This is a genomic window from Actinomadura sp. 3N508 (assembly GCF_044326375.1).
GTDB lineage: Bacteria > Actinomycetota > Actinomycetes > Streptosporangiales > Streptosporangiaceae > Spirillospora.
The window spans coordinates 1183285-1200471 of record NZ_JBIRAX010000001.1 but is presented as its reverse complement, the minus strand read 5'-3'; the positions used below and the strand labels follow the sequence as shown (position 1 = coordinate 1200471).

The following is a 17187-nucleotide window of genomic DNA, read 5'->3' as shown; positions in this document are numbered from 1 at the left end:
GGCGCGGTGAGCGAACGGATCAGGTACCGGCTGCTGGGCACGGCGATGCTCGTCGTGATCGCGCTGCTGCTGGCGCTGACGGTCGCCTTCTACAACAAGGCGTTCACCCCGGTGACCGAGGTGACCGTGGACGCCGAGCGCGCCGGCCTGCAACTGCTCCCGCAGTCGGACGTGAAGGTGCGCGGCCTTATCGTCGGCGAGGTGCGCGAGATCGACGCGACCGGGAAGGGCGCGACGCTGCATCTCGCGCTCGATCCCGGCAAGGCGAAGCTGATCCCGGCCAACGTCCAGGCGCGGCTGCTGCCGAAGACGCTGTTCGGCGAGAAGTACGTCGACCTGCAGATCCCCGCGCAGCCGGGCCGGCTGGGCCTGGCGGAGGGCGCGGTCATCCAGCAGGACCGCTCGCAGGCCGCCGTAGAGATCGACAAGCTGCTGAACGACCTGCTGCCGCTGCTGCGCGCGGTGAAACCGGCGCAGCTGAACGCCACGCTCAACGCCCTCGCCACCGCCCTGCAGGGACGCGGCGACCAGATCGGCCAGAACCTGGAGCAGGCGGACGCGCTGCTGAAGAAGATCAACCCGCAGCTCGGCACGCTGGTGCACGACCTGAACGGCCTCGCGGACGTGTCCGACATCTACAACGCCGCGGCGCCCGACCTGCTGAAGACGCTCCGCAACCTCAACGTGACCAGCAAGACGATCACCGACGAGAAGGCGACGATCGAGCAGCTGATCCCCGCCACGACCGCGCTGGCCCGGGACGGTGACACCTTCATGCGGCACAACGCCCCGAAGATCATCGGCGTGAACATCGCGAACCGCGACGTGCTGGGCCTGGTCGCCCGCTACTCGCCCTCCCTGCCCTGCGTGTTCGCCGGGCTTAACAAGATCAGGCCGGACGCCGAGGAGGCGGGCGGCGGCAACGGCTCCAAGACCTTCAACCTGACCATCGAGATCGTCAAGCCGCGGCCGGGCTACAAGTACCCGCTGGACTCGCCCGAGGCCAAGGACCAGCGCAACCCGCGCTGCTACGGCCTGCCGAACCCGAAGGTCCCCTTCCCCGACTACCTGGCCCTGGACGGCACGCAGGACGACCTGTGGTGGAAGAACCCCGATGACCCGAACGCCCCGGCCACCGGACGGGGCCGGGCGCTGTCCAACGTGTTCGTCGACCCGGGCTCGATGAGCGAACAGGAAAAGATCAAGAACGTGGTCGGGCCGATGACGCGGACCCCCGCCGGCGAGGTCTCCGACGTGGCCACGCTGCTGTTCGGCCCGCTGCTCGCGGACGGATCGGTGGTGACGATCAGGTGAGGACGACCAGCGCCGCGATCAAGCTGACGATCTTCGTGGTCGTCACCTCGGTGGCGACCGGCGTGCTGGCGATGACGATCGCCAACATGCGGTTCCGGGACACGATCGAGTACAAGGCGATCTTCACGGACGTGACCGGGCTGCTCGACAACGACGACGTCCGGGTCGCCGGCGTCAGGGTCGGGCAGATCGAGGGCGTCCGGCTGTACAAGGGGAACCAGGCGGAGGTGACGTTCAGCGTCGAGGAGGGCGGCGTGTTCAGGAACGGGCTGCCGTCGTCCACGAAGGCGCAGATCCGCTACCGCAACCTGATGGGCCAGCGGTATCTCGCGCTGACCGACGGCGCGGGCGCGTCCAACGCCTACCTCGACCCCGGCGACACGATCCCGGTCACGCAGACCTCGCCCGCGCTCGACCTGACGACGCTGTTCAACGGGTTCCGGCCGCTGTTCCGCGCGCTGGAGCCGAAGGACGTCAACACGCTCGCCATGCAGCTCGTCCAGGTGCTGCAGGGTGAGGGCGGGACGATCAACAGCCTGCTCGCGCACGTCGCGTCGCTCACCAACACCCTCGCCGACCGCGACCGGGTCATCGGCCGGGTGATCGACAACCTGAACACCGTGCTCGGCACCATCGACCAGCGGCACGCCCAGGTCGACCGGCTGATCAGGGATCTGCGCAGCCTCGTCAGCGGCGTCTCCGCCGACCGGCAGGCGATCTTCGACTCGGTCACGGCGATCAACGGCCTCACCGGCACCACGCAGGATCTGCTCGCCGGCGCCCGCCCGAGCCTCCAGAACGACATCGCGGGGCTCCGCAAGCTGACCGCCACGCTGGACGCCAACAAGCGCGACCTCGACAAGGGCCTGCAGCGGACGCCGGAGCGGCTGGAGAAGCTGGTCAACATCTCGTCCTACGGGTCCTGGTTCAACATGTACATCTGCGGCATGGACGCGAAGGTGCGCCTGCCCGGCGGCCCCGTCTACCAGACACCCGCGATCATGAACGAGAACGCGAGGTGCAAGTAGATGAGGGTCTCGTTCCGGGAGCGCAACCCGGTCCCCATCGGCCTCTCCGGGTTCGCGATCATCATCGTGCTGGTGGTGCTGGCGCTGAACCTGGAGAGCCTCCCGCTGATCTCGGGCGGCGAGACGCACACCGCCGCGTTCAAGGAGGCCGCCGGGCTGAAGAAGGACGAGGAGGTCCGCATCGCGGGCGTCAAGGTCGGCAAGGTCACCGATCTCGAACTCGACGGCGACCACGTCAAGGTCACCTTCAAGGTGGACGACGGCGTCCGGCTCGGCGACCGCACCGAGGCCGGTATCAAGATCAAGACGGTGCTCGGCGCGCACTACGTGGCGCTCACCCCGCGCGGCAAGGGCAGGCTCGGCCGCCATATCCCGATCGAGCGGACGCACGTCCCGTTCGAGGTCGTCCCGGCGATCAGCGAGCTGAGCCAGCGGGTCGGGGCGATCGACGTCCAGCAGGTCGCGAAGTCGTTCGACGTCCTGTCGGACACGTTCAAGAACTCCCCGGAGGAGGTCCGCGCGTCCTTGCAGGGCCTGCGGCGCCTCTCCAACACGGTCGCCTCGCGCGACGACCAGCTCCACGAGCTCGCCGGGCGGGCCAAGGACGTGTCGAAGCTGCTGGCCGACCGCAACCAGGACTTCGCCAAGCTCGTCGCGGACGGCGACAAGGTGCTCCAGGCCGTCCAGGCGAGGCGCGCGGTCATCCACCAGCTCCTCCTCAACACCGTGGCCCTGTCCCAGCAGGTCAACGCGCTGATCCAGGAGAACGAGAAGCAGCTGCGGCCGATGCTGGACGACCTGGCCAAGGTCAACCAGGTGCTCCTCAAGAACCAGAACAACCTCGACCGGATCCTGCAGCTGTTCGCGCCGTTCGCGCGGCAGTTCGCGGACGTCACCGGCACCGGACGCTGGTTCGACTCCTGGATCCAGAACCTCGTCCCGATCCCCGCGTCGATCCAGCCCCCGAAGAGCGGTACCACCGGCAGGCAGGGCGGCCAGACCGGCAACACCGACAACCCCCTCCCCTTCCTCCCGTGACCCCCGATGACTCCCTCCGTGACCAGGCAGGTTCGTAGTGCGTAACCCGGCAACCATCCTTCGCCTCGGCGGCGCGGTCCTCGCCGTCGCGGTGCTGGCGGCCGTGCTCCTGCCGATGTTCCAGGGGCCGGAACAGCGCCACATGACCGCGTACTTCACCAAGACCGTCGGCCTGTACAAGGGCGCGGACGTCCGCATCCTGGGCATCCCGGTCGGCGAGGTCACGAGCGTCGAGCCGGTCGGCAACGCGGTGAAGGTCGAGCTGAAGTACGACGCCAAGTACAAGGTGCCCGCGACCGCGCAGGCCGTCATCATCAACCAGACGCTGGTCGCCGACCGCTACATCCAGCTCACGCCCGTCTACAAGGGCGGCCCCGTCCTGGCCGACAAGGCGACGCTGACGGTGAGCCGCACCGCCGTCCCCGTCGAGGTGGACGAGGTCGGCGGCAGCCTGAACGACCTGTCCAAGGCCCTCGGCCCGCAGGGCGCGAACGCCCCAGGCCCGAACGGGCAGGAGGGCTCGCTGTCGCGGCTGCTGCAGGTCGGCGCGGCGAACCTGAACGGGCAGGGCGACGACATCCGGCAGACGATCGAGGACGCGTCCAAGGCGCTCAGCACGCTCAGCACCGACCGCGGCGACGTCGCCGAGACGATCAGGAACCTGCGGATCATCACGGACGCGATGAAGGCGAACGACCAGCAGATCAAGTCGTTCAGCGGGCACCTCAACGGCGTGTCCGGGCAGCTCGCGGGGGAGAAGGAGGAGCTCAGCGCGGCCCTCAACACCCTCGCCCCGACGCTGCGGAACGTGCAGCGGTTCGTCAAGGACAACCGGACCGAGCTGGCCGCGAACGTCCGGCAGCTCGCGCAGATCACCGGCGTGCTCGTCAAGGAGAAGGACGCGCTCGCCGAGATCCTCACGGCCGGCCCGCTCGCGATCAACAACCTGGCCCGCGCGTACGACCCGATCAGCGGCACCATCCACACCCGCGACAACTTCCGCCAGTTCCACAACCTCGCCGACTGGATCTGCTCGCTCGCCTACTCGGTGGGGACGCCGGCGAAGCAGTGCCTCGACTTCGTCCGCCCGTACAACGGCATCGGCAAGGCGCTGACGGGCTTCAGCCTCGACCTGTCGTGGATCACGGCGCTGACCACGCACTACGACCCGGTCCCGATCCCGCCGGACGCCTACGGCCCGCAGGGGCCGCCCAAGTCGGGCACTCCCAACAACGCGTCCAGGCCGACCGACCTCAGCGCGCTCCTGCCCGGAGGTGGCCGATGACCACGAGACGGCGGAGGTGGCTGGCCGGTGTCGCCGCGGCGGCCGCGGGCGCGGTGGCCCTGTCGGGCTGCTCGTTCAACGGCGTCGAGTCGATCCCGCTGCCCGGCGGCGCCGACCTCGGTTCCAACCCGAAGACCGTGAAGATCGAGTTCGCGAACGTGCTGGACCTCGTCCCGCAGTCGGCGGTCAAGGTCAACGACGTCTCGGTCGGCCGGGTCGACAAGATCGACCTCGCCGGCGGCGCCGCGGGGACGGGCGGGCGGAGCGGCTGGCACGCCGTCGTCACCGTCAAGGTGCGCGGGGACGTCAAGCTGCCCGACAACGCCGTCGCCACGATCGGCCAGACCAGCCTCCTCGGCGAGAAGTTCGTGCAGATCGAGCCGCCCCGGAACGAGGCCCCGGCCGGTGAGCTGGCCTCGGGCGACCTGATCCCGCTGAACCGCACGATCCAGGGCACCGAGATCGAAGAGGTGCTGTCGGCGATGTCGCTGCTGCTGAACGGCGGCGGGCTGGAGCAGGTCTCCACGATCAGCCACGAGCTGCAGGCCGCGATGCGCGGCCGCGAGCCCACGATCAGGTCGGTGCTGTCGCAGGTCAACACCTTCGCCGGGACGCTCGACCGCAACCGCGCCGCGATCACCCGCGCGCTGGACAGCATCGACCGGCTGACCGGCAAGCTGTCGGCCGAGCGCAAGACGATCCAGGACACGATCGACGAGACGGGCCCGGCGATCTCCGTCCTGAACCGCAACCGCGCCGACCTGACCAAGATGCTCGTGGCGCTGGACAAGCTCAGCCGCACCACCACCTTCGTGATCAACGAGTCGAAGGCCGACCTGCTGGCCAACCTCCGGGACCTCGACAAGATCCTGCGCAACCTCAACAAGGCGGGCGCCGACCTGCCGAAGTCGCTGGAGTCGCTGATCACCTTCCCGTTCCCGGCGACGTTCGGGAACACGATCGAAGGCGACTACGGCAACGTCCGGCTGACCCTTGAACTCGACTTCGAGTCCATCGCGCAGAACCTGCTCGGCGGCACCGACCTGGAGGGCCTGCTCGGCAGCGGCCACCAGATGCGCAACATGCTCCAGGTGCCGAACGTCACGCTGCCCGACACGCCGCTCGGCGTGCTGCCCGAGATGCCCGGCGACACCGGCACCGGCGGCGCGGGCGGCTCTGGCCCCGGCGGCCTGCTGCCGGGCCTCCCCGGCCTGCCGGGCGTTCCGGGCGCGACCACTCCGGCACCGACGAAATCACCGTCCGGCACGAAGAAGAGGGGGACCCCGTGATCCTCAAGCGCGGCGTCATCCTCCAGCTGATCGCGTTCGCGGTCATCACCGTCGTCGGCGTGACGATCGTGTCGGTGAACTACATCGGCATCGGCCGCGACCTGCTCGGCCGCCAGTACATCGCCTACGTCGACCTCACCGACTCCGGCGGCGTGTTCACCAACGCCGAGGTCACCTACCGGGGCGTCCCGGTCGGGCGGGTCGGCCCGATCGAGCTCACCAAGGACGGAATCCGCGTCAAGCTCCTCCTCGACCGGGGCGAGCGGATCCCGCGCGACGGGACGAAGGCGGTCGTCGCGAACCGGTCGGCGGTCGGCGAGCAGTACGTCGACCTGGAGCCCATCAAGAAGACCGGCCCCTACCTGGACGAAGGCGACCCGTACACGATCCCGCGCAACCGCACCACGCTGCCCGTGTCGACCGCCGAGCTGCTCCGCAACGTCGACTCGCTGGTCGGCTCGGTGAACACCAAGGACGTCGGCGTCATCGTGGACGAGCTCGACAAGGCGTTCTCCGGCTCCGCCGAAGATCTCCAGTCGATCCTGGACGACACCGACCGCCTGCTGAAGACCGCCGAGGCCGCCTACCCCGACACCAAGCGGCTTCTGGACAACAGCGTCACCGTCCTGGCCACCCAGCGCGGCGAGGCCGCCAACATCCGCGGTTTCGCCCGCAACCTGAACGACCTCACCACCTCGCTGCGCAACGACGACCCGGCCCTGCGCAAGACCATCGAGAACGCACCGGGCGCCGTAGACGAGACCCACAAGGCCATCAACCAGCTGGCGCCCACGCTGCCCGTGTTCCTGGCAAACCTCACCACCACGGGCCAGATCATCTCGTCGCGCAAGGCGGGCCTGCGTTCGCTGTTCATCCTTTATCCGGTGACGGTCGCGGGCGCGTCCACGGTGAATCCGGGCGATGGAACCCAGCACCTGGGCCTCGCACTCAACATCGACGATCCGCCCGCGTGCACCGAGGGCTACGAGAAGACCAAGCACCGCTGGCCGCAGGACACGTCCAAGAAGAAGCCGCGCCTGGACGCCGGGTGCAAGGCCCCGCACGACGCGCCCACGGGCGTGCGCGGCCCCCGCAATTTCCCGCGCGACGCCATCGCGCCGTACCCGCAGGTCCCGCCGGGCGCGACCGCCGGCGCCGGATTCCCGGAAGGCGGCGCCACCGGAGGCGACGGCGAAGGTAAGAACCAAGCCAAGCCCTCGGGTCAGAACACCACCCCGAATTCCGGAAAGACCAGTACCGCCGCGGCCCCGACCGGCCGGCTGTCCGATGGACGCCTCTACCTGTCGTATCCGGCCGATTCAGTCGAATTCGCTGGATACGATCCAACGACCGGTGCGGTCTATGGCCCCGATGGCAAGCGATACCTCATGCCCCGCAGCGCCGGTACCCGTCAGTTGGGAGAGGAATCCTCGTGGAAGTGGCTCCTTCTCGGACCGCTGAGCCAATGAGGCGCGGACTGTCTCCGACGATCACGATCGTCCTGAGCGTCGTCGTGATCGGCCTCGCCGTCGCGTCCGGCTGGCTCGGCGTGATCACCCTCCAGAACCGGGACGAGGCCGACCAGAAGGCCAAGGCGATGCAGTCGGCGCGGCAGATGGGCGTCAACCTGATGTCGCTCGACGCGGCCACCGCCCAGCGCGACCTGGACCGCATCGTGTCCGGCACCACCGGAAACCTGAAGAACAAGCTGGGCTCCCAGTCGAAGGCCTTCCTGGACCAGATCACCAAGTACAAGGCCAAGTCGACGGTCAGCGACGTCGACGCCGCACTGGTCTCCATCGACGACGATTCCGCCGAGGTGATGGTCTCCCTCAACGGCACCGTCACGAACGACAAGGTGAAGAACGGCACGCCCCAGGGCTACCGGTACCAGATGGACCTTTCGCGGGTCGGCGACCGGTGGCTCGTGTCCGGACTGGAGGTCGTCCCGTGACGATCAAGCCGAAGGACCGGGCGGCGGAACAGGCCGCCAAGGCAGCGGAGGCGGCGGAAGCGGCCCGGCTCGCCGAGGAGGCCGCCGAGACGGCCCGGCTTGCCGAGGAGGCGGCCGAGACCGCGCGGATCGCGCAGGAGGCCGCCATCGCGGCCCGCGAGGCCCGCGAGGCCGCGCGCCTGGCGAAGATCGCCGCGGACAGGGCCGCCGCCGAAGCCGCCGAAGCCGCTGAGGCGGAGCAGGCCGACGAGGCGCCCGAAGAGGTCGAAGCGGCCGATGAGGACGAGGAGGCCGAAGAAGCCACCAAATCCCTCCAGAAGCCACAAGACCCCTCGGACGACTCCGAAGGCGCGTCCGACGGTGACAGCGCGCCAGGAGACGGCTCAGCGTCCCCGGAGGACGCCTCCGCCCCTGCGGACGCCACCAAAGCCGACGAAGACCCCAAAAGTGCAGCGAAGTCGGTCAAGCTCCGGAAGACCGCGGCGCGCAAGACGGCCAAGAAGGCCAAGGCCGCCGACTCGCCCCGTCGGCGCCGGTTCGGTTCGGGGAGCATGGGGACGGTCATCGCCGTCCTGACAGTCCTCGTGATCGCGTTCGGTGCCGGCACCGTCGCGCTCGCCCTGAAGGTCCGCGAGCAGAATGCGACCGAGGCGGCGGGCAAGGACGCCGCGCAGGCCGCGTCGCACGCGGCGCAGAAGCTGTCGTCGTACGACTACCGGACGCTGGACGCCGACCTGAAGGAGGCGTCCGCGACGACGACCGGCAAGCTGCACACCGACTACGACAAGCTCGCCCAGCAGCTCAAGACGGCCGCCGTCCAGCAGCAGGCCGTCGCCACCACCACGGTCATCAAGGTCGGCATCGTGAGCGCGACGCCCGACAAGGTCGTGGCGCTCGTCTATGCGAATCGATCGTCGGCCACCAAGAACGACAAGCAGCAGCAACTGCCCGAGCCGCTTCGCATGCGGATGACGTTGCTGAAGCAGGACGACGGGAAGTGGCTCGCGTCCGAACTCGTCGTCATCTCCTGACCAGCCAGCATCAGCTCGCGACACGTGTTTCGCCAGTACGGCGGCCGGCCTGCCCGGAGGCTTAAACTATGGCCTTCCTCACTGCAGGTCAGGGCCCGAAAAGTCCAACCTCGCTCTTGACTGAGAGGCGCTGAGGGGCGATGCTCCATGGCAACGTGATGCATACTGCGGCGCTAGAGTTGCGAGCGGTGTGGCATGTCGGCTACACTGCCCCTTTGCGCTGCCCTCTGACTATCCGCGTGTGAGAGAACCCCTGCCCTGGTCCGTTTTGGACCTCTCTGTGCAGGTCTCGGACGTGGATCGTCTGGCGTGCGTGTCACCAGTTACGCCGCGAGCCCTCGGAAGGACCACTCTTGGCAGCCTCGCGCAACGCCTCGAATACCGCAACCGGTCCGAACCGCGTCTCCTTCGCGCGCATCAAGGAGCCGCTCGAAGTCCCGGACCTCCTTGCTCTGCAGACCAACTCGTTTGACTGGCTGCTGGGCAACGAGAGGTGGAAGGCCCGGGTCGAGGCGGCCCAGAAGGCCGGAAGTAAGAGCGTCCCGACCCAGTCGGGACTGGAGGAGATCTTCGAAGAGATCAGTCCGATCGAGGACTTCTCCGGGACCATGTCGCTGTCGTTCCGCGACCACCGGTTCGAACCGCCCAAGTACTCCGTCGAGGAGTGCAAGGACAAGGACATGACCTACTCCGCCCCGATGTTCGTCACGGCGGAGTTCATCAACAACACCACGGGTGAGATCAAGAGCCAGACGGTGTTCATGGGCGATTTCCCGCTCATGAGCCCGAAGGGCACGTTCATCATCAACGGCACCGAGCGGGTCGTCGTCTCCCAGCTCGTCCGGTCCCCGGGCGTGTACTTCGACCGCGCGCTCGACAAGGCGTCCGACAAGGACATCTACGGCTGCCGCGTCATCCCGAGCCGCGGCGCCTGGCTCGAGTTCGAGATCGACAAGCGCGACAACGTCGGCGTGCGCATCGACCGCAAGCGCAAGCAGCCCGTCACCGTGCTGCTCAAGGCGCTCGGCTGGGACGAGGCGCGCATCCGTGAGCGCTTCGGCTCCTACGAGTCGATCAACGTGACCCTGGAGAAGGACCACACCTCCGGCCAGGACGACGCGCTCCTCGACATCTACCGCAAGCTGCGCCCGGGCGAGCCGCCCACGCGCGAGTCGGCGCAGACGCTCCTGGAGAACCTGTACTTCAACCCGAAGCGCTACGACGTCGCCAAGGTCGGCCGCTACAAGATCAACAAGAAGCTCGGCCTCGACCTGGACATGAACCAGGGCACCCTCACCGAGGACGACATCGTCGGCACGATCGAGTACCTCGTCCGGCTGCACGCCGGTGAGGAGGAGGCGACCCTCGGCGCCGTCCCCGTCCCGATCGAGGTCGACGACATCGACCACTTCGGCAACCGGCGGCTGCGCACGGTCGGCGAGCTCATCCAGAACCAGGTCCGGCTGGGCCTGGCCCGGATGGAGCGCGTCGTCCGCGAGCGGATGACCACCCAGGACGTCGAGGCGATCACGCCGCAGACGCTGATCAACATCCGGCCGGTCGTCGCCTCCATCAAGGAGTTCTTCGGCACCAGCCAGCTGTCCCAGTTCATGGACCAGACCAACCCGCTGGCCGGGCTGACGCACAAGCGTCGCCTGAACGCGCTCGGCCCCGGTGGTCTGTCCCGTGAGCGGGCCGGCATGGAGGTCCGCGACGTCCACCCGTCGCACTACGGCCGCATGTGCCCGATCGAGACGCCGGAAGGCCCGAACATCGGCCTGATCGGCTCGCTCGCCGCGTTCGGCCGCGTCAACCCGTTCGGGTTCGTCGAGACCCCGTACCGGCGCGTCACCGACGGCATCGTCACCGAGCAGATCGACTACCTGACCGCCGACGAGGAGGACCGCTACGTCATCGCGCAGGCCAACTCCCTGCTCAACGACGACGGCACCTTCATCGACGACCGGGTCCTGATCCGCCGGAAGGGCGGCGAGGTCGAGCTCGTCCCGGCCCGCGAGGTCCAGTACATGGACGTCTCGGCCCGGCAGATGACCTCGGTCGCCACCGCGATGATCCCGTTCCTGGAGCACGACGACGCGAACCGCGCGCTGATGGGCTCCAACATGCAGCGCCAGTCCGTCCCGCTGCTGCGCAGCGAGGCGCCGCTGGTCGGCACCGGCATGGAGTACCGCGCGGCGACCGACGCCGGCGACGTCATCACGGCCGAGAAGGCCGGCGTCGTCGAGGAGGTCTCCGCCGACTACGTGACCGTCATGAACGACGACGGCACCCGGACGACCTACCGCGTCTCCAAGTTCAAGCGGTCGAACCAGGGCACCTGCTTCAACCAGAAGCCGATCGTCGAAGAGGGCGCCCGCGTCGAGCTGGGTCAGGTCATCGCCGACGGTCCCTGCACCGACAACGGTGAGATGGCGCTCGGCAAGAACCTCCTCGTGGCGTTCATGCCGTGGGAGGGCCACAACTACGAGGACGCCATCATCCTCAGCCAGCGCCTGGTGCAGGACGACGTCCTCTCCTCGATCCACATCGAGGAGCACGAGGTCGACGCCCGCGACACCAAGCTCGGCCCCGAGGAGATCACCCGGGACATCCCGAACGTCTCCGAGGAGGTCCTGGCCGACCTCGACGAGCGCGGCATCATCCGCATCGGCGCGGACGTCGTCCCCGGCGACATCCTGGTCGGCAAGGTCACGCCCAAGGGCGAGACGGAGCTGACCCCGGAGGAGCGGCTGCTGCGCGCGATCTTCGGCGAGAAGGCCCGCGAGGTGCGGGACACCTCGCTGAAGGTGCCGCACGGCGAGCAGGGCAAGGTCATCGGCGTCCGGGTGTTCTCCCGCGACGAGGGTGACGAGCTCCCGCCCGGCGTGAACGAGCTGGTCCGGGTGTACGTCGCGCAGAAGCGCAAGATCACCGACGGCGACAAGCTGGCCGGCCGGCACGGCAACAAGGGCGTCATCTCCAAGGTCCTCCCCGTCGAGGACATGCCGTTCCTTGAGGACGGCACCCCGGTCGACATCGTCCTGAACCCGCTCGGCGTCCCCGGACGCATGAACGTGGGCCAGGTCCTGGAGACCCACCTCGGCTGGGTCGCGTCCCGCGGCTGGAAGATCGAGGGCGACGACGAGGACTGGAAGAAGGCGCTCAACGCCATCGGCGCGTCCGAGGCGCCGCCGTGGACGAACACCGCCACGCCGGTGTTCGACGGCGCCCGCGAGGACGACGTCACCGGCCTGATCGAGAGCACCCTGCCGAACCGCGACGGGGAGCGTCTGGTCGGTCCGGGCGGCAAGGCGAGGATGTTCGACGGCCGCACGGGGGAGCCCTACCGGGACCCGATCTCGGTCGGCTACATCTACATCCTCAAGCTGCTGCACCTGGTCGACGACAAGATCCACGCCCGCTCGACCGGACCGTACTCCATGATCACCCAGCAGCCGCTCGGCGGTAAGGCGCAGTTCGGCGGCCAGCGCTTCGGTGAGATGGAAGTGTGGGCGCTGGAGGCCTACGGCGCCGCCTACGCCCTGCAGGAGCTCCTCACCATCAAGTCCGACGACGTCCTCGGCCGCGTGAAGGTGTACGAGGCCATCGTCAAGGGCGAGAACATTCCCGAGCCCGGCATCCCCGAGTCCTTCAAGGTGCTCATCAAGGAGATGCAGTCGCTGTGCCTGAACGTCGAGGTGCTCTCCAGCGACGGCATGTCCATCGAGATGCGCGACACCGACGAGGACGTCTTCCGCGCAGCGGAGGAGCTCGGCATCGACCTGTCCCGGCGTGAGCCGAGCAGTGTCGAAGAGGTCTGATCAACTCAAGGGGAATTCTGTTGCTTGACGTCAACTTCTTCGACGAGCTACGCATCGGCCTGGCGACCGCTGACGACATCCGCCAGTGGTCGCACGGCGAGGTCAAGAAGCCGGAGACGATCAACTACCGCACCCTCAAGCCGGAGAAGGACGGGCTCTTCTGCGAGAAGATCTTCGGTCCGACCCGCGACTGGGAGTGCTACTGCGGCAAGTACAAGCGCGTCCGGTTCAAGGGCATCATCTGTGAGCGCTGCGGCGTCGAGGTGACCCGGGCCAAGGTGCGCCGTGAGCGGATGGGCCACATCGAGCTGGCCGCGCCGGTCACGCACATCTGGTACTTCAAGGGCGTCCCGTCCCGGCTCGGCTACCTGCTGGACCTGGCCCCGAAGGATCTCGAAAAGATCATCTACTTCGCGGCCTACATGATCACCAGCGTGGACGCCGAGCGGCGCGACCGCGACCTGCCGACGCTGGAGGCCCACATCTCCGTGGAGCGCCAGCAGATCGAGCAGGCCCGCGACGCGCAGGTCGAGGCCCGCCAGCAGAAGCTGGAGGGCGACCTGGCGGAGCTGGAGGAGGCCGGCGCGAAGGCCGACCAGAAGCGCAAGGTGCGCGATGGCGCCGAGCGGGAGATGAAGCAGCTGCGCGACCGTGCGCAGCGTGAACTCGACCGTCTCGACGAGGTGTGGAGCCGCTTCAAGAACCTCAAGGTCCAAGACCTGGAGGGCGACGAGCTGCTCTACCGCGAGATGCGCGACCGGTTCGGCAAGTACTTCGAGGGCGGCATGGGCGCCGCGGCAATCCAGGCCCGGCTCCAGAACTTCGACCTCGACGCCGAGGCCGAGCGGCTGCGCGACGTGATCCGCACCGGCAAGGGCCAGAAGAAGGCCCGCGCCCTCAAGCGGCTCAAGGTCGTCTCGGCGTTCCTCAACACCCGTAACAGCCCGCTCGGCATGGTGCTGGACTGCATTCCGGTCATCCCGCCGGACCTGCGTCCCATGGTGCAGCTCGACGGCGGCCGTTTCGCGACGTCCGACCTGAACGACCTGTACCGCCGTGTCATCAACCGAAACAACCGGCTCAAGCGGCTGCTCGACCTCGGTGCGCCCGAGATCATCGTGAACAACGAGAAGCGGATGCTGCAGGAGGCCGTCGACGCGCTGTTCGACAACGGCCGCCGCGGCCGTCCGGTCACGGGTCCCGGCAACCGTCCGCTCAAGTCGCTGTCCGACATGCTCAAGGGCAAGCAGGGCCGTTTCCGGCAGAACCTGCTGGGCAAGCGCGTCGACTACTCGGGCCGTTCGGTCATCGTCGTCGGCCCGCAGCTGAAGCTGCACCAGTGCGGCCTGCCCAAGCAGATGGCGCTGGAGCTGTTCAAGCCGTTCGTGATGAAGCGGCTCGTCGACCTCAACCACGCGCAGAACATCAAGTCCGCGAAGCGCATGGTCGAGCGTGCCCGCCCGGTGGTGTGGGACGTCCTCGAAGAGGTCATCACCGAGCACCCGGTGCTGCTGAACCGGGCGCCGACCCTGCACCGTCTCGGCATCCAGGCGTTCGAGCCGCAGCTGGTCGAGGGCAAGGCCATCCAGATCCACCCGCTCGTCTGCACCGCGTTCAACGCGGACTTCGACGGCGACCAGATGGCCGTGCACCTGCCGCTGTCCGCCGAGGCGCAGGCCGAGGCGCGGATCCTGATGCTGTCGACGAACAACATCCTGAAGCCGTCCGACGGCAAGCCCGTCACCATGCCCACCCAGGACATGGTCATCGGCCTGTACTGGCTGACGACGCAGAAGGACGGCGCGGAGGGCGAGGGCCGCGCGTTCGGCTCGGTCGCCGAGGCGATCATGGCCTACGACCGGAACGAGCTGGACCTGCAGGCCAAGATCCAGATCCGGCTGAAGGACATCCCGCCGCCGCGCGAGTGGATCGCGCCTGAGGGCTACGACTCGGGCCAGCCGTACCGGCTGGAGACGACGCTCGGCCGCGCCATCTTCAACGAGACGCTGCCGGACGACTTCCCGTTCGTCGACGACGAGATCGGCAAGAAGCAGCTCTCGGCGATCGTCAACGAGCTGGCGGAGACGTACCCGAAGGTCGCCGTCGCCAACGCGCTCGACGCGCTGAAGAGCACCGGCTTCCACTGGGCGACCCGGTCCGGCGTCACGATCGCGATCGACGACGTCATCACGCCGCCGAACAAGGCGGAGATCCTGGGCGGCTACGAGGCCCGTGCCGAGAAGGTGCAGCGGGAGTTCAACCGCGGCCTGATCACCGACGATGAGCGCAAGCAGGAGCTCATCGAGATCTGGAACAAGGCCACCGCCGACGTGGCGGTGGACATGGAGCAGGCGTTCCCGAAGGCCAACCCGATCTGGATGATGATCCAGTCGGGCGCCCGCGGTAACCCGCTGCAGCTCCGCCAGATCGCCGGTATGCGCGGCCTGGTCTCCAACCCGAAGGGCGAGACCATCCCGCGTCCGATCAAGTCGTCGTTCCGTGAAGGGCTGTCGGTCGTCGAGTACTTCATCTCGACGCACGGCGCCCGGAAGGGCCTCGCCGACACCGCGCTGCGCACCGCCGACTCGGGTTACCTGACCCGGCGCCTGGTGGACGTCGCGCAGGACGTCATCGTCCGCGAGGAGGACTGCGGCACCGACCGCACGATCCCGTTCGAGATCGTCGAGCGGCAGACGGACGGTTCGCTGATCAAGCTGCCGACCACGGAGACCAGCCTGGCGGGCCGGACCATCGCCGAGGACGTCGTCGTCGACGGCACGGTCATCTACCCGGCCGACACCGACCTGTCCGACGCGGTCGTGTCGCGGCTGTTCGAGGCCGGGATCGAGAAGGTCCGGACCCGCAGCGCCCTGGTCTGCGAGGCCAAGATCGGCGTCTGCGCCGCCTGCTACGGCCGCTCGCTGGCCACCGGCAAGCGGGTGGACGTCGGTGAGGCCGTCGGCATCATCGCCGCGCAGTCCATCGGCGAGCCCGGCACCCAGCTCACCATGCGGACCTTCCACACCGGCGGTGTGGCGGGCGGCGACATCACGCACGGCCTGCCGCGCGTGCAGGAGCTGTTCGAGGCCCGCATCCCGAAGGGCGTCGCCCCGATCAGCGAGGTCGCCGGCCGCGTCAAGATCGACGAGACGGAGAAGGCCCGCAAGGTCGTCATCGTCCCGGACGACGGCTCCGACGAGATCGCCTACCCGGTGCCGATGCGGTCCCGCCTCCTGGTCAAGGAGGGCGAGTCCGTGGGCGTCGGCCAGCAGCTCATCGCGGGTGCGATCAACCCGCACGAGGTGCTGCGCATCCTCGGCCCCCGCGCGGTGCAGCTGCACCTCGTCCAGGAGGTCCAGGAGGTGTACCGGTCGCAGGGTGTGTCGATCCACGACAAGCACATCGAGATCATCGTCCGCCAGATGCTGAAGCGGGTGAACATCCTCGAGTCGGGCGACACCGACCTGCTCCCGGGCGACCTGGTGGAGCGTCCGATCTTCGAGGAGACGAACCGCAACGTCGTCGCCGAGGGCGGGGTCCCCGCCGCCGGCCGTCCCGTCCTGATGGGCATCACCAAGGCCTCGCTCGCGACCGAGTCGTGGCTGTCGGCGGCGTCCTTCCAGGAGACGACCCGGGTTCTCACCGAGGCCGCGATGCACGCCAAGAGCGACCCGCTGCTCGGCCTCAAGGAGAACGTCATCATCGGTAAGCTCATCCCGGCCGGTACCGGCATGCCGCAGTACCGCAACGTCCGGGTCGAGCCGACCGAGGAGGCGAAGGCGGCGGTCTACTCCGTCGGCTCCTACGACGACGGCGCAGAGTACGCCTTCGGCCAGGGCTCCGGCGAAGCCGTCCCGCTGGAGGAGTACGACTTCGGCCAGTACAACCGGTAATTCCAACGCACGAAAGGCCGCTCCCGGAATCCGGGGGCGGCCTTTCGCCTTGCCGTAGGAGAAATGATGACCGCGCAGGATGACCAACCGATCCACGACAACCCCACCGGCTGGGTCGCGAACCACATCCGCACTTATGTCGAGACCGGCGGGAAACGGGGTCACCTCTACCAGGGGCGCCGTTCGCTGCTGCTCACGACCCGCGGCCGGAAGTCGGGCCTGCTGCGCCGCACCGCCCTGTTCTACGGCGAGGACGGTGGCCGCTATCTGCTGGTGGCCTCCAACGGCGGAGCGGCCCGGCAGCCCGCCTGGTACCTCAACCTCAGCGCCGACCCCGACGTGACCGTCCAGGTCGGCGCGGACGAGTTCGCCGCCCGCGCCCGGACCGCGGCCCCGGAGGAGAAGCCGCCGCTCTGGCGGGTGATGGCCGAGATCTTCCCGCTGTACGACACGTACCAGCGCAAGTCGGCTCGCGACATCCCCTTGGTGATCCTGGAGCGCGCTACCCCGTGACCTGGGAGAATGCTCGATTTT

The 17187-nt window shown here is 68.3% G+C and carries 11 protein-coding genes; all 11 read left to right on the top strand.

Annotated features, from left to right (window positions below):
• Positions 1-6: 6 nt before the first annotated feature.
• On the top strand, positions 7-1314 hold the full coding sequence (locus ACH34S_RS05560) for an MCE family protein (protein ID WP_395951259.1): 1308 nt from the start codon (positions 7-9) through the stop codon (positions 1312-1314).
• A complete protein-coding gene (locus ACH34S_RS05555; RefSeq protein WP_395951258.1) occupies positions 1311-2342 on the top strand; it encodes an MCE family protein in 1032 nt (343 codons plus the stop codon). The genes ACH34S_RS05560 and ACH34S_RS05555 overlap by 4 nt, the downstream gene beginning before the upstream one ends.
• Complete coding sequence (locus ACH34S_RS05550; protein WP_395951257.1) at positions 2343-3380, top strand: MCE family protein; 1038 nt, start codon at positions 2343-2345, stop codon at positions 3378-3380.
• Between the two features lie 37 nt (positions 3381-3417).
• Positions 3418-4665, top strand: a complete 1248-nt coding sequence (locus ACH34S_RS05545) for an MCE family protein (RefSeq protein ID WP_395951256.1) — start codon at positions 3418-3420, stop codon at positions 4663-4665.
• Positions 4662-5954 carry an MCE family protein gene (locus ACH34S_RS05540; protein WP_395951255.1) on the top strand — a complete coding sequence of 431 codons (1293 nt, stop codon included), beginning with the start codon at positions 4662-4664 and terminating at the stop codon, positions 5952-5954. Before ACH34S_RS05545 ends, ACH34S_RS05540 begins: the two co-directional genes overlap by 4 nt.
• Positions 5951-7423: an MCE family protein gene (locus tag ACH34S_RS05535; protein ID WP_395951254.1), complete on the top strand. Its 1473-nt coding sequence runs from the start codon at positions 5951-5953 to the stop codon at positions 7421-7423. Before ACH34S_RS05540 ends, ACH34S_RS05535 begins: the two co-directional genes overlap by 4 nt.
• Positions 7420-7908, top strand: a complete 489-nt coding sequence (locus ACH34S_RS05530; RefSeq protein WP_395951253.1) for a hypothetical protein — start codon at positions 7420-7422, stop codon at positions 7906-7908. Before ACH34S_RS05535 ends, ACH34S_RS05530 begins: the two co-directional genes overlap by 4 nt.
• Complete coding sequence (locus ACH34S_RS05525) at positions 7905-8939, top strand: hypothetical protein (protein WP_395951252.1); 1035 nt, start codon at positions 7905-7907, stop codon at positions 8937-8939. The genes ACH34S_RS05530 and ACH34S_RS05525 overlap by 4 nt, the downstream gene beginning before the upstream one ends.
• A gap of 353 nt (positions 8940-9292) precedes the next feature.
• A complete protein-coding gene (gene rpoB / locus ACH34S_RS05520; RefSeq protein WP_395951251.1) occupies positions 9293-12760 on the top strand; it encodes a DNA-directed RNA polymerase subunit beta in 3468 nt (1155 codons plus the stop codon).
• Between the two features lie 20 nt (positions 12761-12780).
• The gene (locus ACH34S_RS05515) at positions 12781-16653 is read left to right on the top strand and encodes a DNA-directed RNA polymerase subunit beta' (protein ID WP_395951250.1); all 3873 of its coding nucleotides are present in this window, start codon (positions 12781-12783) and stop codon (positions 16651-16653) included.
• Between the two features lie 66 nt (positions 16654-16719).
• Entirely contained in the window at positions 16720-17166 is a 447-nt protein-coding gene (locus ACH34S_RS05510) for a nitroreductase family deazaflavin-dependent oxidoreductase (protein WP_395951249.1), read from the top strand.
• The last annotated feature ends 21 nt before the right edge of the window (positions 17167-17187 follow it).